Here is a 22,787-nt window from a genome sequence, read left to right as displayed (position 1 = left end):
CCCGCGACGCCCGGCACGCACTCTCGCCGCACCGTGCGAACACCCGCGTACAACCAGTACGCGGGCGTCCGCCCGGCACGCCGAGAGCACGCACCGGACGCCGCGAGGCCCGCCCTCCGGGCGGACGACGGGACTTTGCGGACACCCCCTAGGTTCCCGCACCGCGGGAGCCGTACGGCCCAGCGATGAGTTGCGGGCGCCCACGGGGTCTGAACCGATGACAGCAGACCCGACCGTTCCGAGAAGAAGGGCACCCGCCATGGGCAAGCTCGTCTCCACCCTCTTCGTCACCCTCGACGGCGTCTACCAGGCCCCCGGCGGCCCTCACGAGGACACCCGCGGCGGCTTCACCCACGGCGGCTGGAGCTTCCCGTACGCCGACGAGGACTTCGGCCGCTTCATCGACGAGGTCTTCGCACGGCCCCACGCCTTCCTGCTCGGGCGCCGGACGTACGACATCTTCAGCACGTTCTGGCCGAAGGTGACCGACCCCGCCGATCCGGTCGCCTCGAAACTCAACGCACTGCCGAAGTACGTCCCGTCCTCCACCCTCAAGGACCCCGGGTGGGCGGGCACCACCGTGCTCACCGGCGATCTCGCCAAGGAGGTCACGGCCCTGAAGGAGCGCACCGACGGCGAGATCCAGGTGCACGGCAGCGGCGCCCTCGTCCGGTCCCTGCTGGCGCACGGCCTCGTCGACTCACTGCATCTGCTGACCTTCCCGGTCGTTCTCGGCGCCGGGTTCCGGCTGTTCCCGGAGGGCGCCGTACCGACCGCCTTCCGGCACGCCGGAGGGAGCGTCACCAGCACGGGCGTCTCGATCCAGACGTACGAGGTGGCGGGCAGCCCGCAGTACGGCGAGTACACGCTGCCGGAGAACGCGTAGACGGCCCGCCCCGACGCCCTCACCGGCCCGGTGGAACAGGCGTGTGAGGGCGCCGGGGGAAGGTTAACTTCCCGCTAACTCATCGGACTTGACGGGAAAATCTCCGGGCTTGTCATTGACATGCCACTGTCTACGCGCGTCATCATGTGCGCATGAATTTCCCCCCACGCGCCTCGCGGCTCGGCGCAGCAGCCGCCCTCCTGTCCGCCCTCCTCGTCGGCGGTACCGTCTCCGCCACCACGGCCACCGCGGCCCCCACCGCCGTCGGCACCATCTGCTACGGCGACCTGCCGTCCCAGGCCCACGACACGCTCGACCTGATCGAGCGGGGCGGCCCCTTCCCGTTCGAGCAGGACGGCACCGTCTTCCAGAACCGGGAGGGCATCCTGCCGAGCCAGTCGTCCGGCTACTACCACGAGTACACGGTCATCACCCCCGGCTCCTCCACGCGCGGTGCGCGGCGCATCGTCACCGGTGAGGAAAACCGGGAGGACTACTACACGGCCGACCACTACGAGTCGTTCGACCTGGTCGACTACGGCTGCTGAGCGGGCGGCCACCTCCGTGAACGCCGGCCGGAAGTCCGCCCGCGCACTCAGACGGACTTCCGGCTCCCGGCCGCCGCGAACAGGGCGACGCCCAGCACGAGCAGGGTGACGCTCGCGTAGATCTCGTAGCCGTCGAGGAACCCCAGTCGTTGCACGACGCCCCAGTTCCAGGCGGTGAACTCGTGTACCAGGCCCGCCACGCCCTGTATGAGGGCGAGGAAGCCGAGAATCTCCAGCACCTGCTTCATGGCACGAGCCTCGCCCCGCGGACCCCCCACGCACATCGGCCGCGGGGCGAGCGTCCGTTGGACGGAAGTCCCTGTCCGGACGCAGTCGGCCGCGCCGAAAGTCTGCGACGCGGTGACTTTGGTCGACGATTCCGGCCAGAGTGCGGTGAACGGGCCCGGACCTGCGTAGATTTGCCGACCGTGAGTGGTGACAACGCGGGGCAGGCCTCCCCGGTGCTGACGGGCGAGACACCTGCGCTGTTCACCGGGCGCAGATGGTTCGTCCCGTCCGCCCTGCTGCACGAGCTCGACCCCGACGCCGCACGGACCGGGCGACGGCCACGGCGCACCGCCCGCGACTGGGTCGTCGACTTCTCCTGCTTCCTGCTGGCCGTGCTGGTGGGCGCGGCCGCCATCGAGGCGCTCAACGACAACCCCCATGTCCCGGAATGGCTGGCCGTCGTCGACCAGCTGACCGGGGCGCTGGCCTGCGCGGCCGTCTGGCTGCGCCGCCGCTGGCCGCTGGGGCTGGCCGTGGCGATGGTTCCCATCACCTTCATCTCGGAGACGGCGGGCGGGTCGGGGCTGATCGCCCTGTTCACCCTCGCCGTGCACCGCCCCTTCCGGTACGTCGCCTGGGTGGGCGGCATCAACGCGGCCCTGGCCCCGCTGTACTACTGGGCGCGCCCCGACGCGGACGTCCCCTACCTGGTGAGCGTGCCCTTCGCCATGGTGCTCACCGTGGCGATCGTCGGCTGGGGCATGTTCGTACGGTCCAAGCGGCAGCTCATGGTGAGCCTCAGGGACCGGGCCCGGCGGGCCGAGACGGAGGCGCGGCTGCGGGCCGAGCAGGCGCAGCGGCTCGCCCGTGAGGCCATCGCGCGGGAGATGCACGACGTGCTCGCCCACCGGCTGACCCTGCTCAGCGTGCACGCGGGCGCCCTGGAGTTCCGGCCCGACGCACCCCCGGCGGAGACGGCGCGGGCGGCAGGGGTGATCCGGGAGAGCGCGCACGAGGCCCTCCAGGACCTGCGCGAGATCATCGGCGTCCTGCGGGCGGGGGAGCCCGACGACACGGGCCGGCCCCAGCCGACGCTCGCGGGGCTGGACACGCTCGTCGCCGAGTCGCGTGAGGCCGGCATGAAGGTGACCCTCGACCACCGCGTCGACGACACCGGCACCGTCCCGTCCTCCGTCGGCCGCACCGCGTACCGGATCGTCCAGGAGGGCCTGACCAACGCCCGCAAGCACGCCCCCGGCACGGAGGTCACGGTGTCCGTCACCGGGGCACCGGGCGACGGCCTCACCGTCTCCGTCCACAACCCGCCCCCCGAGGGCGAGGTGCCGCCCGTCCCCGGCTCGGGCCAGGGACTGATCGGCCTGACGGAACGAGCGACCCTCGCGGGCGGCCGCCTGGAGCACGGCCACACCCCGCGGGGCGGGTTCGAGGTACGGGCGTGGCTGCCGTGGGGCTGCTGACTCCTCGGCAGTTCGGGGTCGCGTGCGTGCCGACCCCATGACCTTTAGCTCCAAAGCGAGTTGACTTGGCTGGGGCGGTGGCTGATTGTTGTGCCGCCTTCAGCGCCGTGAGTAACGGAAGGGACTTGCACGTGAGTTTCGGGGGACCCGCCAATCCGTACCAGCCGCCCGGGCCGCCGAACGGCGGACCGTATCCGCCGCCACCGCCCAACGGCCCCTACGTGCCGCCGCATTACGGACCGCCGCAGCCGGGCCCGGCACCGTACGGCTACCCGCACCCCCAGCCGGGCCCGGCACCGTACGGCTACCCGCACCCCCAGCCGTACCCCCCGCACCCGCACCCGCATCCCCAGCCGTACCCGCAGCCGCAGCCGTACCCGTACGTCCCCCAGCCGCGGCCGGGTACCTGGGGCCCGGCCCGGGGCGGTCTGCGCGGTGGCGAATGGCCGTCCGTTCGCCAGCTGTTGCGGCAGGGGCAGCCGCGGGTCTCCGGCTGCATGTGGCTGGTCCTGCTCGCTCCGTGCACCTGGTTCGCGTTCCTGCCGCTCGTGCTGAGCTACTCGTTCGCGCGCTCGGCCCGCAACCTCGCCCACCGGCTGTTCCCGCACACGCACCGGGCCGTCGACGACCGGCACGTGACGCGAGTGCAGAAGGTGCGGGCCTGGACCGCGGCCGCCATGTCCCTGCTGCTGCTCGCCGTGTACGGCAAGCCGGAGGACGTCGCCGAGGTCCAGGAGCAGTACATGATGCGGCTGGCGGTCACCCCGCCCCTGCTGCTGCTGAGCGCGCCCGTCGTGATCGCGGTGCTGTTCCGGTGGGCGTCGGCGGAGACCAGGTCGGCCATGCGGGTGCGGGTGCGGGCCGCCCTGCGGTCGGCCGGCTGGTACATCGGCGCGGTGACGGCAGTCCCGCTGCTCGGCGGGGCGATCATCCTGCTCGACCGGAACGAGACGCCCTCCTCCGGTTCGGAGGGCGCCGCCCCCTGGCTGACCCTCGCGGCCGCCCTGCCCCTGGCTTGGCTGCTGTTCTTCGTGGGGTTCGCCACCGGTCCGGCCATCCGCACCGGCTTCAACACCGCGGCCGTGCACGCCGCGCTTCCCGCCCTGCTGACCGGCACGCTGGTCTGGGAGTTCGCCGCCATCAGCCTGCTCGCGGGCGGCCTGCCGCCCGGACCGCCGATGATCCAGGCCCTCGCCGTCATCGGCGGTCCCGCCTCGGTGACGGCCGTGGTCTGGTGGGAGATCAGCCGCCTGCGCGCCCTGTTCGGGGTGACACTGCGGGCCTGAGCACGCGGCCGGTCAACACCGCGCCCCGGACGAGGCGTTGGCGCGGCCCGGCGCCCGTCCGGGCCCCGCGTCCGCCCCGGCCGTGATTACGTATGGCCCATGACTGCGATCAGACTCCTCCTCGTCGACGACGATCCGCTGGTGCGGGCCGGACTGTCCTTCATGATGGGCGGAGCCGACGACATCGAGATCGTCGGCGAGGCGGCCGACGGCGGCGAGGTGGAGGCGCTCGTCGACCGCACCCGCCCGGACGTCGTGCTCATGGACATCCGGATGCCGACCGTGGACGGTCTCACCGCCACCGAGCGGCTGCGCTCCCGCAAGGACGCCCCGCAGGTGGTGGTCCTCACCACCTTCCACGCCGACGAACAGGTCCTGCGGGCCCTGCGCGCGGGCGCCGCCGGATTCGTCCTCAAGGACACCCCGCCCACCGAGATCCTCGCGGCGGTACGCCGGGTCGCGGCCGGCGACCCGGTCCTGTCGCCCACCGTCACCCGCCAGCTGATGCGGCACGCGGTGGGCACCGCCGCCGACACCCGCCGCACTCGCGCGCGTGCGCGCATGGCCGCCCTCAACGACCGCGAGCGCGAGGTAGCCGTCGCGGTCGGCCGGGGCCTGTCCAACGCCGAGATCGCCACCGGCCTGTTCATGAGTGTCGCCACGGTCAAGACGCACGTCTCCCGCATCCTGGCCAAGCTCGACCTCAACAACCGGGTGCAGATCGCGCTGCTGGCGTACGACGCGGGACTGCTGGAGGAGGAGCAGGAGGGCCACTGACCGACTCGCGGGCCCGTCGTCACACGAAGGGGGAGGCGGCCCCGCCGGGGATCTCCGCGAGGTGCACCGGCCTGCGCTCCCGGCGCGACAGCTCGCACGCCTCGGCGACGCGCAGCGCCTGAAGGGCCTCGCGGCCGTCGCAGGGGTTGGCCCGCTCGCCCCGCACGACCTCGACGAACGCGTTCAGCTCCGCCTCGTAGGCGGGGCCGAAGCGCTCCAGGAAGCCCGTCCACGGCTTGTCCGCGGCCGGTGGCCCGGTCGGCTCCGTGGAGGCGATCGGCGTACGGTCGTCCAGGCCGACCACGACCTGGTCGAGCTCCCCGGCCAGCTCCATGCGCACGTCGTAGCCGGCCCCGTTCAGACGGGCGCCGGTGACCGTGGCGAGCGTGCCGTCGTCGAGGGTGAGGAGCGCGGCACCGGTGTCGACGTCGCCCGCCGCGCGGAACATCGCGGGCCCGGCGTCGGACCCGGCCGCGTACACGTCCGCCACCTCCCGGCCCGTCACCCAGCGCAGCACGTCGAAGTCGTGGATCAGCGTGTCCCGGTACAGCCCGCCGGACAGCGGCAGCCACGCCGCGGGCGGCGGCGTCTGGTCACTGGTCAGCGCCCGCACGGTGTGCAGCCGCCCCAGCCTGCCGGAGCGCACCGCCTCGCGGGCGCCCCGGTATCCGGCGTCGAAGCGGCGCTGGAAGCCCATCTGGAGCACCGTCCCGGCCGTCTCGACCTCGGTGATCGCGCTCAGGGTCCCCGGCAGATCCAGCGCGATGGGCTTCTCGCAGAACACCGGCAGGCCCGAGCGTGCTGCCCGACCGATCAGTTCGGCGTGCGCCGACGTCGCCGTCGTGATCACCACGGCGTCGACCCCCCACCGGAAGATCTCCTCGACGCCGGGCGCGGCCGTCTCACCCAGCCGGTGTGCCAGGTCCTGGGCCCGCGAGGCGTCCGCGTCCGTGAGGATCAGGGAGCCGACGTCGCGGTGCCGGCTGAGGGTGTTCGCGTGGATTGTGCCGATACGGCCCGTTCCGATGACGCCGATGCGCATGGAAACAAAGTGCGTGCCCAGCCCGCCCCTGTCAATCTGAATGTCCGGACAATCTGACTACACAACTTCCCGTCAACAACGCACGGAGCTACGCTCGGCCCGTGCCGAAACCAGAAGTGGACCCGACCGTGCAGCTCGAGCTGAGCGTGGACCGCAGCTCTCCCGTGCCGTTGTACTTCCAGCTGTCCCAGCAGCTGGAGGCCGCGATCGAGCACGGCACGCTGACCCCCGGCAGCCTGCTGGGCAACGAGATCGAGCTCGCCGCCCGGCTCGGCCTGTCCCGGCCGACCGTCCGCCAGGCCATCCAGTCGCTCGTCGACAAGGGCCTCCTCGTACGCCGCCGCGGTGTGGGCACCCAGGTCGTGCACAGCCAGGTCAAGCGCCCGCTGGAGCTCAGCAGCCTCTACGACGACCTGGAGGCGGCGGGCCAGCGCCCGGCCACCAAGGTCCTCGTCAACACGCTCGTACCCGCCTCCGCCGAGGTCGCCGCAGCACTCGGCGTCGCCGAGGACAGCGACGTCCACCGCGTGGAACGCCTCCGCCTCGCCCACGGCGAGCCCATGGCCTACCTCTGCAACTTCCTGCCCCCCGGCCTCATCGACCTCGACACCGGCCAACTGGAGACCACGGGCCTGTACCGCCTGATGCGGGCGGCCGGCATCACCCTGCACAGCGCCCGCCAGTCGATCGGCGCCCGCGCGGCGACGACGGTGGAGGCGGAACGGCTGGCGGAGGAGACGGGGGCCCCGCTGCTCACCATGCAACGCGTCACGTTCGACGACACGGGCCGCGCAGTGGAATACGGCACACACACCTACCGGCCGACGCGCTATTCCTTCGAGTTCCAGCTGCTTGTGAGGACTTGAGGGGGCGGGTTTCCCGGGGGCGGAGCCGTATCGATGTGCGGCTCCGCCGCGCGGGCGCGATCAGCCCCCACGCACCCGCACACGGCAACGGTGGGTTGTTCCCCTGCTCCGCACCCTGCCTCCCCGTGAGGCAGAATCGGCGGCGATGAGCACCTACCGCGACTTCACCGCCCCCATCGGCTCCCGCCGTGCCACGGCGCTCCGCACCGTCGGCACCCGGGAGCGCCGCTCACACCTGACGGCACCCCGCGTGCCGACGGTCGGCATCGACATCGGCGGTACGAAGGTGATGGCGGGCGTCGTGGACGCCGACGGCAACATCCTGGAGAAGGTCCGCACGGAGACGCCGGACAAGTCCAAGAGCCCCAAGGTCGTCGAGGACACGATCGCCGAGCTGGTCCTGGACCTCTCGGACCGGCACGACGTGCACGCCGTCGGCATCGGCGCGGCCGGGTGGGTCGACGCCGACCGCAACCGCGTGCTGTTCGCCCCCCACCTGTCCTGGCGCAACGAACCGCTCCGCGACCGCCTCTCGGGCCGGCTCTCCGTACCGGTCCTCGTCGACAACGACGCCAACACCGCCGCCTGGGCGGAATGGCGCTTCGGCGCCGGCCGCGGCGAGGACCACCTCGTGATGATCACGCTCGGCACCGGCATCGGCGGCGCGATCCTGGAGGACGGCCAGGTCAAGCGCGGAAAGTACGGCGTCGCCGGCGAGTTCGGCCACATGCAGGTCGTGCCCGGCGGCCACCGCTGCCCGTGCGGCAACCGCGGCTGCTGGGAGCAGTACAGCTCCGGAAACGCCCTGGTCCGCGAGGCGCGTGAGCTGGCCGTGGCGGACTCGCCGGTGGCGTACGGGATCATCGAGCACGTCAAGGGCAACATCGGCGACATCACCGGCCCGATGATCACCGAGTTGGCGCGCGAGGGTGACGCCATGTGCATCGAGCTGCTCCAGGACATCGGCCAATGGCTCGGCGTCGGCATCGCCAACCTCGCGGCCGCCCTGGACCCCTCCTGCTTCGTCATCGGCGGCGGTGTCTCGGCCGCCGACGACCTGCTGATCGGCCCCGCGAGGGACGCGTTCCGCAGGCATCTGACCGGCCGCGGCTACCGCCCCGAGGCCCGTATCGCCCGGGCCCAGCTCGGCCCCGAGGCGGGCATGGTCGGCGCCGCGGACCTCGCCCGGCTGGTCGCCCGCCGCTTCCGGCGCGCCAAGCGCCGCCGGGTGGAGCGGTACGAACGCTTCGAGCGGTACACGCAGTCGCTCCGCGGTACCCAGGAGACGCTGTGACCGCATCCCTGCCGCACCAGGGCTCCTGGCCGGACGGCGAGGAACGCCCGGCCGAGGACCGCCGCCACATGATCCGCCGCAGGGCCCTCACCCTGCTGATCATCGTGCTGCTCATCGGCATCCCGGCCGGCTACCTGGTGATCTCCGCGAACCAGAGCCGGGACAGCGGCAAGGACAAGGAGGCGAAGTACTCGGCGACCGGCCTCACCGAGGGCTGGCCCTCCAAGCTCCAGCGCCGGATCTACCAGGTGCCCGTCCCGCACCCCGCCTGGCACGTGGCGTACTACGAGACCAACAACTGGAAGACCAGCCGCCTGTACGCCCAGTTCGAGACCAACGCGGCCGGCCTGGACGCCTATCTGACGGGCCTGGGCGTGACCCGGAAGGACCTGAAGAAGGACCACATCACCATCGGCGCCCGCGACCGCAAGGTCACCGGCTGGAAGTTCCCCGAGGGCGACTCGTGGTACGGCTTCGTCCACCGGCAGAAGAACCCCGCGCCCACGCACGACGTGGTGGTGGACATGTCCAACCCGGCCTATCCCTGGGTGTACGTGGTGTCCCGGACGGTGCCCTGACCCGAAGCCCGGCTCGGCCGACCGGGCCGCCGGGGCCGATTGTCAGACCCCGCCCGTAGAGTCGGAGACAGCTGATCCGAAACGCGGGCGGGAGGTGGCAGGACGTATGGGCGACACGGCTGTGACGGCCGAGCGGGCGGGGGAGCGGACGGTCCCCCTCCGGCTTCCGGCCGTCTTCCTGCCCGCGCCTCTCCCGCGCGACGGGCGCATCGCCTTCTGGGACCCCGAAGGGGAGCCCCTGCCCGCAGAGGTCACAGAGCTCACCGAGAACAGCGAGCTCACCGTCGTACGACGGCACGGCGCCGGGGTCCGGCGGCGGACCGCCCCGGCGCTGACCCTCCCGCTGGACGAGGCCCTGCCGCTCCTGGTGCGCGCCCGGCACGACCCGGCGGCCCACCCCGCCACCGCCTGCTGGGGCGCGGCCGCCCTGCACGCCCTGCGGCTGACCGCGCGCGGCCGGCTGCTGCCCGGCCTGACCCCCACGGGCCACGACGCCTGGCGCGCCGGCCCGCTGGACCCGGACGACATCGCGCACCTGCGCGCGGTGGCCGCCGCCCTGCCCCACGAGGGGCACGCCGTCCCGCTGTCCGGCCCGGGCCCCATCCGCCTGCCCGAACCGGAAGCGCTGGTGCGCGCCTTCCTCGACGCGGTCGCCGACACCCTGCCGCGCACCCCGGCCGCACCCCACGCCACCGGCAGACCCTTCGCGGCCCGCGGCCCCCAGTACCTGCCCGACGCCCACGACTGGGCCGCCGAGGTCGCCGCCGGCATGGACGCCGGCGTGCGGATCTCGCTCCGGCTGGACCTCTCGGCGTACGACCTGTTCGACAACGCCTTCGACGGCGGCGCACGCGGTGCCGGCGCCGCCATCGTCCAGGTGCACAGCCTCGCCGACCCCACCCTCGTCGCCGACGCGGCGGCGCTGTGGGCGGGCGAGGCGGACGACGCCTTCGGCCCGCGCGCCCGGGTGGACGCGGCCCTCGCCGTCCGCCGCGCGGCCCGGGTCTGGCCTCCGCTCGACCGGCTCTCCGACCAGGACGTGCCCGACGTGCTGGCGCTGACCGAGGAGGAGCTGAGCGACCTGCTCGGCGTCGCGGCCACCCGGCTCGCCGCGGCCGGCGTCGCCGTGCACTGGCCCAGGGACCTGGCCCAGGACCTCTCGGCCGCGGCGGTGGTCCGGCCGGCCCCCGGCTCGGCGACCGACGGCACCGGCTTCTTCGAGAGCGAGGATCTCCTCCAGTTCCGCTGGCAGCTGGCGCTCGGCGGCGATCCGCTCACCGAGAGCGAGATGGACGCCCTCGCCGAGGCCCACCGCCCGGTCGTCCGGCTGCGCGACCAGTGGGTCCTGGTCGACCCGGCCCTCGTCCGCAAGGCCCGCAAGCGGGACCTGGGGCTGCTCGACCCGGTCGACGCGCTGTCCGTCGCCCTCACCGGCACCGCCGACGTGGACGGCGAGACCGTCGAGGCCGTACCCGCCGGCGCGCTGGCCGCCCTGCGCGACCGCCTCACCGCGGGAGTACGCCCGGCCGCGCCGCCGCCCGGCCTGCACGCCACCCTCCGGGACTACCAGCTCCGGGGCCTGGCCTGGCTCGACCTGATGACCTCCCTCGGCCTCGGCGGCTGCCTCGCCGACGACATGGGCCTCGGCAAGACCGTCACCCTCATCGCCCTGCACGTGAAGCGGGCCCGCCGCGAGCCGACGCTGGTGGTCTGCCCGGCCTCGCTGCTGGGCAACTGGCAGCGGGAGATCACCCGCTTCGCACCCGGCGTCCCCGTCCGCCGCTTCCACGGCCCCGACCGCAGCCTGGACGACCTGGACGGCGGCTTCGTCCTCACCACGTACGGCACGATGCGTTCCGCGGCCCCCGCCCTGGCCGGGCAGGCGTGGGGCATGGTCGTCGCCGACGAGGCGCAGCACGTCAAGAACCCCTACTCGGCCACGGCCAAGGCGCTGCGCACGATCCCGTCCCCCGCGCGTGTGGCCCTGACCGGCACGCCCGTCGAGAACAACCTGTCGGAGCTGTGGGCACTGCTCGACTGGACCACCCCGGGCCTCCTCGGCCCGCTGAAGTCCTTCCGCGCCCGGCACGCCCGTGCCGTCGAGAACGGCGAGGACGAGGAGGCGGTGGAGCGCCTGGCCCGCCTGGTCCGGCCCTTCCTGCTGCGCCGGAAGAAGTCCGACCCGGGCATCGTCCCCGAGCTGCCGCCCAAGACGGAGACCGACCACCCGGTGCCGCTCACCCGCGAACAGGGCGCGCTGTACGAGGCGGTGGTCCGCGAGTCGATGCTCGCCATCGAGACCGCCGAGGGCATGGCACGCCGGGGCATGGTGCTGAAGCTCCTGACGTCGCTGAAGCAGATCTGCAACCACCCGGCGCTGTACCTGAAGGAGGAGCCCCGGTCCGGCGGTGACCGGCTCGCCGCCCGTTCCGGCAAACTCGCGCTGCTGGACGAGTTGCTGGACACCCTGCTCGCCGAGGACGGATCCGCGCTGGTCTTCACCCAGTACGTCGGGATGGCCCGCCTGATCACCTCCCACCTGGCCACCCGGGCGGTCCCGGTCGACCTTCTCCACGGCGGCACGCCGGTACCGGAGCGGGAGCGCATGGTGGACCGCTTCCAGGCCGGCTCGACGCCGGTCCTGGTGCTGTCCCTCAAGGCGGCGGGCACCGGCCTCAACCTCACCCGCGCGGGCCACGTCGTCCACTTCGACCGCTGGTGGAACCCTGCCGTCGAGGAACAGGCCACCGACCGTGCCTACCGCATCGGCCAGACGCAGCCCGTGCAGGTCCACCGCCTCATCACCGAGGGCACGATCGAGGACCGCATCGCCGAGATGCTCGAGGCCAAGCGCGCCCTCGCCGACGCGATCCTCGGCTCCGGCGAGTCGGCCCTGACCGAACTGACGGACCGTGAGCTGTCCGACCTGGTCTCCCTGCGGAGCACGCCATGACGCCCAGCCCGGCCGACGAGGCCCGCCGGGCCCTGCGGGCGGCCCGCGAGCGGGCGGCGTCCGACCCGCACCCGGCACCGGCTGCCCGTCCCGCGCCCCCTTCGGCTCCGTCACCCGTCGGGCAGGAGGCCCCCCAGCCGGCGGACGTCGCCCGTGAGGCACTGCGAAGGGCGGTGTCCGAGCACCAAGGCGCAGGCCCTGCGAGGGACATGGGCGCGCTGGGGGACGCGGATGCCGAAGTGCTCGCCGATCAGCCGGGAGACACCCCGCGGGACGCGTCGGGACCCACGGAGCCGGACGGCTCCGACGACCGGGGAGAGACCGGGAAGGCCCCGGCCCAGACGGACCAGGCCGGCACTCCCACCGGCGAGGAGGACCGGCCTTCCGCCCCAACCGAGAGCACGGTGACCGCTCCCTCCGGGGGCACCGATCGGCCGGCCTCCCGCGCGGCGGACATCGCACGCGAGGCGCTGCGCGCCGCTCGCCAGGACGCGCGGCGGGCACGGCAGGAGACGGAGAGAGAAGGGGCCCGGCGCAGGCGCGGGACACGGCAGAGCCGTGTGGACGAGCGGGCGGCGGCCCTCCGGCGGGCGCGCGGAAACACCGGCGGCGGGGAAGCGCGTGACGTAGGGCAGATGCTGTCCGACGCCTTCCGGATGCCCGCGACGGACCCCGGCGGGACGCCCGAGGCCCCGGGCGAGACCGGCCATGAGGACTCGCCCTCACCCGGCCCCGGCATCCCCGACGCCGCCCCGGCCCCCGCGCCGCCCCCTGCCTCCGCCCCCTCCACCACCCCGTCCCCGACCCCCCGGACTCCTGGCAACCTCCACAGCCCCCTGGGCCCCCACTCCATGGCCGCTCCCAACCGCGACAACGAACTCCGCCGCACCTTCCCGGCCTTCCCGCCCCGGGGGCCGGACGACACGGGCTTCGCCGAGAGCTGGTGGGGAAACGCGTGGGTCGCCGCGCTGGAGCAGGGCGCGCTGGACGTCAAGCGGCTGGAGCGCGGGCGGGGTTACGCCGGCCAGGGGCATGTCGATGCCATCACCGTGACGCCCGGCCTGGTGCTGGCGTACGTGCGGGGCAGCCGCCCGCGCCCGTACCGCGTGCAGGTGCGGCTGCGCACGCTCGACGACCAGGACTGGGAGCGGTTCCTGGACGCCGCCGCCGACCGGCCCGGGCACATCGCGGCACTCCTCGACAAGGAGATGCCCCAGTCCCTCGCGGACTGCGGTGTGCCCCTGCTGCCGGGACCGGGAGATCTGGAGCCGCGGTGCAGCTGCCCCGACCGGGGCCACCCCTGCAAGCACGCCGCCGCCCTCTGCTACCAGACCGCGCGGCTGCTCGACGCCGATCCCTTCGTCCTGCTCCTGCTGCGCGGCCGGGGCGAACGCGAGCTGCTCGACGCGCTGTCCCGGCTGAGCGCCACCCGCGCGGCGCGCGCCGCCCAGGACAAGGGGCCGGCGCCCCTGCCCGGAGTGCGGGCCAGTGACGTTCTCACGCCGCGCGCCCTCCCGCCCCTGCCGGCACCGCTGCCGCCGCCCCCGCACCCCGAACAGCCCCCGGCCTACCCGGCGTCCCCCGGCGGCCCGGACCCGTTCGCGCTGGACCAGCTGGCCACGGACGCCGCCGCGCGGGCCCACGCCCTGCTCACCACGGGCCGCGACCCGGTCGGGCAGCTGACGCTCTGGGAGGACGCGGTCCGCCTGGCCGCGGCCCGCCCCGGCTCGGGACTCACCGCGGGCACCCGGGCGCTCTACTCCTCCCTGGCCTCCGCGGCGGGCCGCACGCCGTCCGAGCTGGCCCGTGCGGTCGCCGCCTGGCGTCAGGGCGGACCGGAGGGCCTCGCCGTACTGGAGGAGCCGTGGGACCCGCCGGCCGGCCGGTTCGACCGGGCCCGGCCGCTGCTCCTCGCCGCCGACCTGCCCGCCTTCCGCCCCTGGCGCAACCACCTCACCCACCCGCACGGCCACGTCCAGCTCCGCCTGGGCCGCGACGGCGTGTGGTACGCCTACGAGTCCGAGCCGGGCCAGGAGGACTGGTGGCCCCGGGGCACCCCCGACCTGGACCCGGTCGGGGCTCTGACGGGGCTGGGCATGGCGAGCGACCTCTGAGGCGGCCACTGCTCCTGACCGCTCAGAGCGCGGTGCCCGTTTCCTCGGCCAGCGTCCGCAGGAGGCGGTCCTGGAACGCCTCGTCGTGGACGGCGCGGTGCGGTTGCAGCCGCTCGCGGTGGTACCAGTAGCCGCCGGTGGTCAGGGCCTGGGGTTCGTCGCTGGAGGCGAGCCACTCCTGTGTCCGGTGGCCGAGCTCCAGATCGTCCGGTGCGCCCGGTCCGCCCATCTTCGTAGGGACCCAGCCAGGATCGACCGCATGGCTCAACACCTCCGGGCGCAGGCGAGCCACCGCGGCGGCGAGCGTCGTGACGAACAGTTTGCTGTCGGAGTACGAGCCCGCGCTCCTGCCCCGCCAGTCGACCCCGTCGAGCGAGGGACGCCCGCCGAAATGCGAGCCGCTGCTGAGGTACACCAGTCGGCGCGGGCCGCGCAGCAGGGCCGTGAGCAGGTAGGGCGCGATGATGTTGACCGGCATGACCGCCGGTCCGCTCCACACACCGGCGTTGTGGATGACGGCGTCGAGCGGCTTCGCGTCGTTCAGTTCCGCGGCGATACGCCGGACGGCGTCGCGTTCCGTGAAGTCGCCCACCACGAGGCGGGCCCCACGGGCGACCAGCGTGTCGAGGCCTGCCGCGCGCTGCTGGTTCCGTGCGTGCACCACCACGTCGTGTCCGGCGGACAGCAGCGCATCGGCTGCGGCACGTCCCAGGCCGTCCGCGGAACCGGTCACCAGGATCCGGCTCACGAGCGCACCATTCCTTCGTCTCGCATGGTGACAGTGTCCCTTCCGTTCGCTCAGTCCGAGAAGACCTGCTTCGCGACCGTGATCGCCGTCATGGCCTTGGGCCAGCCGGCGTAGAAGGCGAGGTGGGTGACGGCCTCGACGAGCTCGGTCTCGGTGACGCCGTTCTCCTTGGCTCGTCCCACGTGGAAGCGCAGCTGGTCGGCATCGCCGCCCGCGACGAGGACGGCCACGGTGATCAGGCTGCGGTCGCGGGCGGCCAGTATTCGACTTCGACGCCATGGAACTGCCCGCCCAGCCCGGCCTGACCCTCACCGCTTACAGCGCCGCCCCCGGCACACCCGAGCACGACGCCCTGCGACTCCTGGCCTCCTGGGCCGTCAGCGAGAACGCCGAGTCCACCGGTCATCCGTCAGGTCCCGGAGCCCGTTCACGACCGTGACAGCCGACGGCGTCAGTGCGGCCCGTCGTCTCCCGACACCTCACCGCCGGCCGGATGTGAGGCTCCACGGTGCATGCGGATCACCGCGTACGTCTCTCCGTCCCCGGGCGGCCGCGTCCATGAACGGGTGACGAACGTGTGCAGCCGCCCGTCGACGAGAGCGTGACGCGGCAGACAGGCGCGGAACTCCCCGGCCACCGCTTCCAGCAACGCCCGTTCCGTCCCGGCGCCGTCCTCCACGGCACCGAAGAACCGGCTCGGATCCAGCGCCCGCGGTATCTCCCCGCTGGACCGGACCTCGCCGTCCGCGTACGTGAACGCGTACTGCTCGGTGCCGTCTCGCGCCACCGAAAGGTGGAAGCACGGCTCCCCGTGCCATGCCCTCAGGCCGCTCCACACCACCACCGCGCGGGTGCCCGTGCTGGCAGCCCCGGCCGGCGAGACGAACCGCTGCCGGTGGAAGGGGGCGGGGTCGCCGTCGAAGGCGAAGCTCCAGCCGGTGCCGGCCCGGCCGACCGCCATGAGAGCCCTGTCGTCGTAGGACGAGAACTCGCTTCGGTCGCGCAGTAATCTGTCGCGCGCCTCCCACGAGGTCATGGGTTCACTCAGCACGGCGCCGTCCCCGTCCACGAGACGTCCGGGCAGCTCCTCCGGCTCCACCCCTTCCACCAGGACGAACCGGTACGCCGTGCGGTTGCCGCCCGGGTCCGGCTCCGCGAGCCACGCCAGGCCGCCCGGGTCGAGCCCGGCCGTCGGACTCGGAGCCTCACCCGCCTGCCCGCCCCTGGGCGTGGACAGCAACTCGCGGCCCCGCTCCGGGGTCAGCAGCGGCCCGAGCACGGGGTCGGCGACCCACCCGAGCGGCGCCAGGTGGTCCGGTCCCAGCGGCTCCCACAGGGGGACAGCGTTCCTCAGTGTCCGCCACGCCCCGTCGGTGTCTCCCCACCGCGCCAACTCCCGCGCCTGCTCGACCGCCTCCCCGAACGGTCCCGCCGCCGTGTACCGGTACGTGCCGTTCCGCACCTGATCCAGCGTCGTGTGGGCCAGCGACACCACGTCATCGCCGGCGCCCCGCAGAAGGAACGTCAGCGCGGAGTCGTCCCGGTACGAGTGCGCCGCGTGCTCGGCGACCAGCGGCGGCAGCAGATCGGGCGCGTACCGCGGGTCCGTCACCAAGTCCTCGAAGTGCACCATGTAGTTCTGTTCGAGCAGGCGGCGTATCTGGTCGCCCAGCCCCGCGGCCCGCGGTCTGCCGTACTCCTTGGCCTCGTCCAGCGCCTTCCCGGCCCGCTCCCAGCCGCCGCGCAGCGCTTCCAACCGGGCCTCCTCCACGAGGGAGTCCAGCCTTTCCGTCGTGTCGTTGACGAACACCGGCTCCTCGTCGCTGCCGTGCGCGCTCAGGCCGTGGAACTCCCGGTACATCTCCCGCATGAACTCGACGAAATTCGCATGCCGCTCGGGTGGCTCCGCCCGCCAGCTCGCCCACGTGTAGACAGCCCACTCCCCGTCCTCGTCCACGTCCCCGGGATCCATGAGGACGTGGGTGACGTCGGACTCGACGTCGAGTTGCAGCCCGCGCCGCCAGATGTCCGCCTCCAGCCGCTCCTCGGGCCCGGCGTCCTCGTCCAGGTACTCCTCGAACAGGTCCGCGAGCTCCGACTCGTTGTTGTGCCAGTGCGCGTCCTCGGTCCCCGCCAGCAGCCACACGAATGCGCCCGCGTGCCGCCACCCGTCGCTGACCTTGAGGAACTCCCGGTACGACGGGGGCATTCGCCGGCCGAGGCGCTCTTCCATGGCTGCGATGCGCTCTTCGGACGCGGGCGGGAAGCCCAGCCACCGCGCCCGCCGGGCGGTCTCGTCGTCCTCGCCCCGCGTTTCGTCCTCCGGCAGGGAATCCGCCCACTCCCCGCTCCACCTGAGCAGGAAGGACCGCCAGTCGAATGCCGTGGTGTCCGTCATACGCCCGATGCTGCCACCTGCCACTGACAGCGCTCCGCCGTTTGTCGCGGCCGGCGGAACCTCCACGGAGTGTGGGTCAGGTCACGCACTCCGGCGACTGTCTAAGTTGCGTGCATCACAGCGGAAATGTCCCTTTGGCGTCCATGCTCGACGCGGATGCCGCGCCCGAAGTGGAGTAAACGGGCATCGACTTGGATGCGAAGTGCCGAAGTGACCCATGACACAGCATTCGTGACGTTTTCCCTCAGTACCCCCCAATCCCCTTAGGAAGGTGCCGACTATGGCCGCTTACCTCTGCCCTCCCGCCGTGATACACGGCGAGCACGCCGTGGAAACCCGCCAGATCGTGGCGGAAGTGAGCGGCCGGCACCCCGACGCTGCGTGGGCGCCGCGGATCGAAGGCATCGCGGCCGGCACGGGCATCGAGACCCGCGGGTGGATGCTGCCGCTGGAGACCGCCGTCGCGCCTGGCGACGGGAGCGGCCTGCGGACCGCCGGCATCGGGCCGGCCCGAGAGGCGCTGGCCCGCGACGGGTTCACCGAGCAGGACGTGGACCGCGTGATCGCCGCACTCGAGGCGATACCCGCGCCGCAGACCGTCCAGGAGCGCACCGCGCCGGCCTGGGCGGCCGTGCAGTCCTACGGGGAGCGCGCCGCACGCGGGGCTCTCCAGATCGCCGGGCTGGACGCCGCAGACGTCGACTGCCTGATCACCAGCCACTCCACCACTCCGGCGCTGCCGGGGCTGGACATCGCCCTGGCCAACCAACTCCCGCTTCGCAGCGACGTGATGCTGCTGCCGGCCACGCAGTGGGCCTGCATCGCCGGGACCCGCTCACTGGCGCTGGCGGCGGATCTCGTGGCCGCGGACCCCGACCGGGTGGTCCTGGTCGTGATCGCGGAGGCGCTGAGCACGACCTACCAGCCCTCGGACGACACCCTGGAGTCCCTGATCGTCCGGTTGTTGTTCGCGGACACCGCGGTCGCCGCCGTGGTCACGGGCCGTCCGAGGCCCGAGTCGGTGCTGCGGCTGGACGCCGCCTGGCACCACACGCTGCCCGGCACCCAGGACCTGCACCGCCTGGAGACACGGGCGGACGGCACCCACTTCGTGATGGACCGGCGCGGGCCGCGTGCCGTACAGGAGACGGTCACCGCGATGTGGGAGTGGCTGCATCTCCGCTACCAGGACGACCCCGACTCCTGGCATCCCGACGTTCTGCTCGCGCACCCCGGCGGGACGCGGGTGCTGGAGTACATGGAGCAGACGATGCCCGACGGGTGGCCGTCCGGGCTGCTGGACTACAGCCGGGACAGCTACACCAGCGGCAACCGCGGAGGCGCCGCCGTGTTCGACATCCTGCGCAGGGCGCACGACGCCGGGCAGAAACCGGGCGATCGCGCCGTCCTCTACGCGGCGGCCCCGGGCCTCACGGCCACCGCCCTTCAGGGGGAGTGGCTGTAGCGCTAGCCCGTACGACCGGCTGTGCGGCCCGTACGACCGGCTCTCCCGCCCATACCACCGGCTGTTCCGCCCGAACGACTGGCTGTGCCGCCCGAACGACTGGCTGTGCCGCCTGTACGAGTGGCTGTCCCGCCCGTCCCACCGGCTGTGCGGCCCGTACGACCGGCTGTGCGGCCTGTACCACCGTTCGTGCGGTCCGTACCACCGTTCGTGCCGCCCGTACGCCCGGTGGCGCCGCCTGACGAGCGCACGCCGCACGACCCGTCCGCGGCAGCGTCACGGCCCGAATGCCGCCCAGACCACTTTGCCGGTCTCCGTCCACCGCACCCCCCACCGGGTGGTGAGTCTGTGCACGACCTGCAAGCCACGGCCACTGTCGTCCAGGAGCTCGCCCTGGCCCAGCCGCGGCCTGCCGTTGCCGGTGTCGCCCACTTCGCACAGCAGCCCGTGACCGGTCCTGATCAGCCGTACTGTGAGGGGGCCGCCGGCGAAGCGGACCGCGTTGGCGACCAGTTCGTCGACCACCAGCACCACCTTGTCCCGGGTGTCGGCTCTGGTGTGCCATCGCCGCAGCAGCGCGGAGACCAGTGAGCGGGCCTGGGCGGCCGCGTCGTCGCGGGCGGGCAGCCGCCAGGTCGCCGTGTCCCCCTTGCGGTAGCCGATCATGCGCGCGAGCAGCAGGGTCACGTCGTCGCGCCGGCGCACCGGCGCGAGCTCGGAGACCAGGCCCCGCGCGGCCTGCGGCAGGGCGTCCCAGGGGTGCACCGCGGACACGGCGTCCGCCAGCCTGCCGATGCCCTCGTCGATCGATACGGCGGGATCCTCCACCAGGCCGTCGGTGTAGAGGGCGAGCAGCGAGCCCGGCGGCGCGGCGAACGCCTGCACGTCGAACGGCTCCCGCAGCGCGAACTCGGTGCCCAGGCCGGGGTGGGGCCGGACCGCGAGCGGACCTGCGGGCCCGCCCGGGGGTATCAGGACCGGGGGGAGGTGGCCGGCGCTGGACAGCGCCACGCGGTGGCTGACCGGGTCGTAAACGGCGATGCAGCACGTCGACCCGAGGGCGCTGTAGCCGGCCGCCAGCCCGGAATCCGCGTCGTCCAGCAGCGTCACGGTCTCGTCCAGGTGCTCCAGCACCTCGTCGGGCGCCAGCCCCGCGGACAGCAGCGCGCGGGCCTCCATGCTCAGCTGTCCCATGGTCGCGGCGGCCCCCAGGCCGTGCCCGACGACGTCACCGACCACCAGCGCGGTACGGCCGTCCGGCAGCGGAAAGCTGTTCACCCAGTCACCCCCGACGCCCGCACTGTCGGGGGTGGCGGGCTGGTAGACACTGGCGGTCTCGATGGTGTCGCCGCCGGTCCGTGGCAGCAGCCGGCGCTGCAACGCCAGCACCTGCGTGTGCTCGCGCTGGTGCTGACGGGCCAGGTCGACGTGATGAGAGGTCCGGGCCACCAGTTCCTGAAGGTCGAGCAGCTCGCTGTCGCCGAAGGGGCGGTCCGGCCTCCGCCAGACCTCCGCCACCCCCAGAACGACGGGCGGCGTGCAGTCCAGGACCAGCGGTATGCACGCCACAGCCGCCGCCTGGTCGCCGGGCACCAGGGCGCGAACCAGCCGCGGACTGCCGAGTACCCGCTCGATCGCCGCCCGGTCGGGTATGACGATGGCCTGAGCCGCGTCGTCACGCCGTATCGCCAGCGACAGCAGGCGACTCGCATCGCCGGGAAGATCGTCGCCCGGAGTCACATAGCCGTCCGGCCACACCCGGTCCGGCACCAGGGCCGCCCGCCGCAGCCGGACGCGCCCGTGCCGCTGCCCGGTGACCCCCTCGCCCGTCCACACGGCGAAGTCGAGGTCGATGGCGGCCACGTCTCCCCAGGCCAGCAGGGACTCCGCCAGCGACTGCGCGGTCTCGCCGATGTCCAGCGAGGTGCCGATCGCGGTCTCGGCGGCGTACAGGTGCAGCCTCCTGGCCATGGCGATCAGGGTGACGGTCAGGCCCTCTTGGGGCGCCGCGGCGGCCAGGATGCTCATCGAGACCACCAGCTCCGACCCGTCGCCGCGCCGAAGGCGCTGCACCCGGGCGACGTGCGGCTCACCGGTCTCGAGGACCTGCCCCAACCGCCGTGTGACCGTCGGTACGTCCCCGGGAGGCAGAAGATCGACGAAAGAGCTCCCGGCCACGGCGTCCAGCCCCGCGAAGACGGGGGCGTCCAGATTGCAGCGGGTGATCCTCAGATCCCGGTCCAGGTTGACCGCGCCGAGAATCTGCTCCTGACGGCCGGGCGGCGGGTTGGCGGGTACGCGCTGGCGGGTGGCGCGGTCGCCCTGCGAGAGGGCAGAACCGGCGGCCTCCGCCGCCGCGCCGCGTGGGATGTACTGCCCCAAGGCGCTGCTGACCATGTCGAACGGCGACGAAGACGAGGATGAGGGTGTGGCGTCCATGCGACTCTCTCGGCTCGCTCGCCAACCCCGGCACGGCGCCGGGGCCCGGCCAGAACCCGTGCGACAGGGTCCTCGGATTCCTGACCGCACACCTCATTCAATAACACCCGGGGCACCTTCGCCCGCGTCGGCGGACCTGGGGCCGTCAGGCCACGGCACCGTCGCCTGCCACAGAAGGACGGATCTCGTTCACCGTGTGGTGTTCAGGGTGCTGATTGGGGAGATCCCGGAAGGTTTTCGGACGCGTCACACGGAGCCACGAGGCTCCCACCACACTCGATGCCGCACCCCCGCGAGAGCCGTTAGGTTGGGACCGGCCGTGTGAGATCCCGTGAGAGATGAGAGGGTCTGACGGGTGAGCGAGACACCACCGAACACCCTGCAATACCGCTTCGACGGGCCGGAAGAGGCTCCCGTCCTGATCCTGGGTCCCTCACTGGGTACCACATGGCACATGTGGGACCGCCAGATCCCCGAGCTGATCAAGCAGTGGCGCGTCTTCCGGTTCGACATGCCGGGACACGGCGGCGCCCCCGCGTACCCGGCGGGCTCGGTCACGGACCTCACCACACGGCTGCTGACCACCCTCGAAGCGCTCGGCGTGCAGCGCTTCGGCTACGCGGGCTGCGCGCTCGGCGGCGCGGTCGGCATCGAGCTGGCCCTGCGCCACCCCGAGCGGCTCGCCTCCCTCGCGCTGATCGCCGCCTCGCCCCGCTTCGGCACGGCCGACGAGTTCCGGCAGAGAGGGGTGATCGTCCGGACGAACGGGCTCGACCCCATCGCCCGCACGGCCCCCGACCGCTGGTTCACCGGCGGGTTCGCCGCCGCGCAGCCCGCGATCACCGAGTGGGCCGTGCAGATGGTGCGCACCACCGACCCCGGCTGCTACATCGCCGCCTGCGAGGCGCTCGCCTCGTTCGACGTCCGGGCCGAGCTCGGACGCGTGGGCGTGCCGACCCTGGTCCTCGTCGGATCGGACGACCAGGTCACCGGCCCCGCCGAGGCCCGCACCCTGGTCGCCGGCATCCCGGACGCCCGCCTCGCCGTCGTGCCCGGCGCCTCCCACCTGGTTCCGGTGGAGCAGCCCGCGGCCGTCACCGACCTGCTGGTGCGGCACTTCTCCACCGCCTGGCAGCCCGCCTTCGAGACCTCCACCGGCCAGACCGCCCTGCCCGCGGCCGCCGTCAAGCCGGTCCTGTCCGCCGCCCCCTCCCAGCCACTCCAGACCGGGCCCGTCGCCGAGATCGCCCCGGTCGTACCGCAGCAGCCCCAGGGACGGCCCGACCCCTACGACGCCGGGCTCAAGGTCCGCCGCGAAGTGCTGGGCGACGCACACGTCGACCGGGCGCTGGCACAGGCCGACGAGTTCTCCGGGGACTTCCAGGAGTTCATCACCCGCTACGCCTGGGGCGAGATCTGGGACCGCCCCGGCCTCGACCGGCGCACCCGCAGCTGCGTCACCCTCACCGCCCTGGTCGCCGGCGGCCACCTGGACGAGCTGGCCTTCCACACCAGAGCGGCGCTGCGCAACGGACTCACGCCGGGCGAGATCAAGGAAGTGCTGCTCCAGGCGGCCGTCTACTGCGGCGTCCCGGCGGCGAACAGCGCGTTCAAGGTCGCCCAGCAGGTCATCCGCGAGGAGACCACGCCCCAGGAGTGAACCCACGGGGGAGCGCGGAGGCAGGAT

At 73.2% G+C, this 22,787-nt stretch carries 19 protein-coding genes; 13 read left to right on the top strand and 6 right to left on the bottom strand.

Features of this window, described 5'->3' with window-relative positions:
- Positions 1–259 precede the first annotated feature (259 nt).
- Both QC385_RS32250 and QC385_RS32245 read left to right on the top strand, forming a co-directional pair.
- A complete protein-coding gene (locus QC385_RS32250; RefSeq protein ID WP_279544887.1) occupies positions 260–886 on the top strand; it encodes a dihydrofolate reductase family protein in 627 nt (208 codons plus the stop codon).
- Positions 887–1,038: 152 nt separating this feature from the next.
- On the top strand, positions 1,039–1,434 hold the full coding sequence (locus tag QC385_RS32245) for a ribonuclease domain-containing protein (RefSeq protein WP_279544886.1): 396 nt from the start codon (positions 1,039–1,041) through the stop codon (positions 1,432–1,434).
- A gap of 47 nt (positions 1,435–1,481) precedes the next feature.
- Here the strand turns inward: QC385_RS32245 and QC385_RS32240 are convergent, their stop codons facing one another.
- Entirely contained in the window at positions 1,482–1,682 is a 201-nt protein-coding gene (locus QC385_RS32240; protein WP_279544885.1) for a hypothetical protein, read from the bottom strand.
- A gap of 180 nt (positions 1,683–1,862) precedes the next feature.
- On the opposite strand from QC385_RS32240, the gene QC385_RS32235 reads away from it, so the two are divergent.
- The 3 genes from QC385_RS32235 (at position 1,863) to QC385_RS32225 (ending at position 5,203) form a co-directional block, all read left to right on the top strand.
- Positions 1,863–3,140: a sensor histidine kinase gene (locus QC385_RS32235; protein ID WP_443033050.1), complete on the top strand. Its 1,278-nt coding sequence runs from the start codon at positions 1,863–1,865 to the stop codon at positions 3,138–3,140.
- A 131-nt stretch (positions 3,141–3,271) separates the two neighbouring features.
- A complete protein-coding gene (locus QC385_RS32230) occupies positions 3,272–4,426 on the top strand; it encodes a hypothetical protein (protein ID WP_279544884.1) in 1,155 nt (384 codons plus the stop codon).
- 99 nt (positions 4,427–4,525) lie between these two features.
- Positions 4,526–5,203 (top strand): response regulator transcription factor, encoded by a 678-nt coding sequence (locus QC385_RS32225; protein ID WP_279544883.1) that lies wholly within the window; start codon positions 4,526–4,528, stop codon positions 5,201–5,203.
- 19 nt (positions 5,204–5,222) lie between these two features.
- Here the strand turns inward: QC385_RS32225 and QC385_RS32220 are convergent, their stop codons facing one another.
- Positions 5,223–6,245, bottom strand: a complete 1,023-nt coding sequence (locus QC385_RS32220) for a Gfo/Idh/MocA family protein (RefSeq protein WP_279544882.1) — start codon at positions 6,243–6,245, stop codon at positions 5,223–5,225.
- Positions 6,246–6,373: 128 nt separating this feature from the next.
- Between QC385_RS32220 and QC385_RS32215 the strand changes: the two genes are divergently transcribed.
- The 5 genes from QC385_RS32215 to QC385_RS32195 all read left to right on the top strand — a co-directional run bounded on the left by QC385_RS32215 (position 6,374) and on the right by QC385_RS32195 (position 14,050).
- On the top strand, positions 6,374–7,111 hold the full coding sequence (locus tag QC385_RS32215; RefSeq protein ID WP_184993911.1) for a GntR family transcriptional regulator: 738 nt from the start codon (positions 6,374–6,376) through the stop codon (positions 7,109–7,111).
- 145 nt (positions 7,112–7,256) lie between these two features.
- A complete protein-coding gene (locus QC385_RS32210; RefSeq protein ID WP_279544881.1) occupies positions 7,257–8,405 on the top strand; it encodes an ROK family glucokinase in 1,149 nt (382 codons plus the stop codon).
- Positions 8,402–8,983, top strand: a complete 582-nt coding sequence (locus QC385_RS32205) for a sugar kinase (protein ID WP_279544880.1) — start codon at positions 8,402–8,404, stop codon at positions 8,981–8,983. The genes QC385_RS32210 and QC385_RS32205 overlap by 4 nt, the downstream gene beginning before the upstream one ends.
- Before the next feature lie 106 nt (positions 8,984–9,089).
- The gene (locus QC385_RS32200; protein WP_279544879.1) at positions 9,090–11,936 is read left to right on the top strand and encodes a DEAD/DEAH box helicase; all 2,847 of its coding nucleotides are present in this window, start codon (positions 9,090–9,092) and stop codon (positions 11,934–11,936) included.
- Positions 11,933–14,050: an SWIM zinc finger family protein gene (locus QC385_RS32195; RefSeq protein WP_279544878.1), complete on the top strand. Its 2,118-nt coding sequence runs from the start codon at positions 11,933–11,935 to the stop codon at positions 14,048–14,050. Before QC385_RS32200 ends, QC385_RS32195 begins: the two co-directional genes overlap by 4 nt.
- A gap of 22 nt (positions 14,051–14,072) precedes the next feature.
- Here the strand turns inward: QC385_RS32195 and QC385_RS32190 are convergent, their stop codons facing one another.
- Both QC385_RS32190 and QC385_RS32185 read right to left on the bottom strand, forming a co-directional pair.
- Positions 14,073–14,798: an SDR family NAD(P)-dependent oxidoreductase gene (locus tag QC385_RS32190; protein WP_279544877.1), complete on the bottom strand. Its 726-nt coding sequence runs from the start codon at positions 14,796–14,798 to the stop codon at positions 14,073–14,075.
- Positions 14,799–14,848: 50 nt separating this feature from the next.
- Positions 14,849–15,028 (bottom strand): carboxymuconolactone decarboxylase family protein, encoded by a 180-nt coding sequence (locus QC385_RS32185; RefSeq protein ID WP_443033048.1) that lies wholly within the window; start codon positions 15,026–15,028, stop codon positions 14,849–14,851.
- A 47-nt stretch (positions 15,029–15,075) separates the two neighbouring features.
- Here QC385_RS32185 and QC385_RS32180 point away from each other — a divergent pair, with 47 nt between their 5' ends.
- Positions 15,076–15,237 carry a hypothetical protein gene (locus QC385_RS32180; protein ID WP_443033047.1) on the top strand — a complete coding sequence of 54 codons (162 nt, stop codon included), beginning with the start codon at positions 15,076–15,078 and terminating at the stop codon, positions 15,235–15,237.
- Positions 15,238–15,249: 12 nt separating this feature from the next.
- On the opposite strand, the gene QC385_RS32175 is transcribed toward QC385_RS32180, so the two are convergent.
- Entirely contained in the window at positions 15,250–17,196 is a 1,947-nt protein-coding gene (locus QC385_RS32175) for an SMI1/KNR4 family protein (RefSeq protein WP_279544876.1), read from the bottom strand.
- A gap of 280 nt (positions 17,197–17,476) precedes the next feature.
- Between QC385_RS32175 and QC385_RS32170 the strand changes: the two genes are divergently transcribed.
- Positions 17,477–18,661 carry a type III polyketide synthase gene (locus QC385_RS32170; RefSeq protein WP_279544875.1) on the top strand — a complete coding sequence of 395 codons (1,185 nt, stop codon included), beginning with the start codon at positions 17,477–17,479 and terminating at the stop codon, positions 18,659–18,661.
- 276 nt (positions 18,662–18,937) lie between these two features.
- On the opposite strand, the gene QC385_RS32165 is transcribed toward QC385_RS32170, so the two are convergent.
- Positions 18,938–21,100 (bottom strand): ATP-binding SpoIIE family protein phosphatase, encoded by a 2,163-nt coding sequence (locus tag QC385_RS32165; RefSeq protein ID WP_279544874.1) that lies wholly within the window; start codon positions 21,098–21,100, stop codon positions 18,938–18,940.
- 355 nt (positions 21,101–21,455) lie between these two features.
- Between QC385_RS32165 and pcaDC the strand changes: the two genes are divergently transcribed.
- Positions 21,456–22,760, top strand: coding sequence for a bifunctional 3-oxoadipate enol-lactonase/4-carboxymuconolactone decarboxylase PcaDC (pcaDC, locus tag QC385_RS32160; protein WP_279544873.1), 1,305 nt, complete (start codon positions 21,456–21,458; stop codon positions 22,758–22,760).
- Positions 22,761–22,787 lie beyond the last annotated feature (27 nt).

Origin of the sequence: Streptomyces sp. DH10, from assembly GCF_029813805.1 — a bacterium.
Classification (GTDB): Bacteria; Actinomycetota; Actinomycetes; order Streptomycetales; family Streptomycetaceae; genus Streptomyces; species Streptomyces coeruleofuscus.
This window is presented reverse-complemented; position numbering and strand designations above follow the sequence as displayed.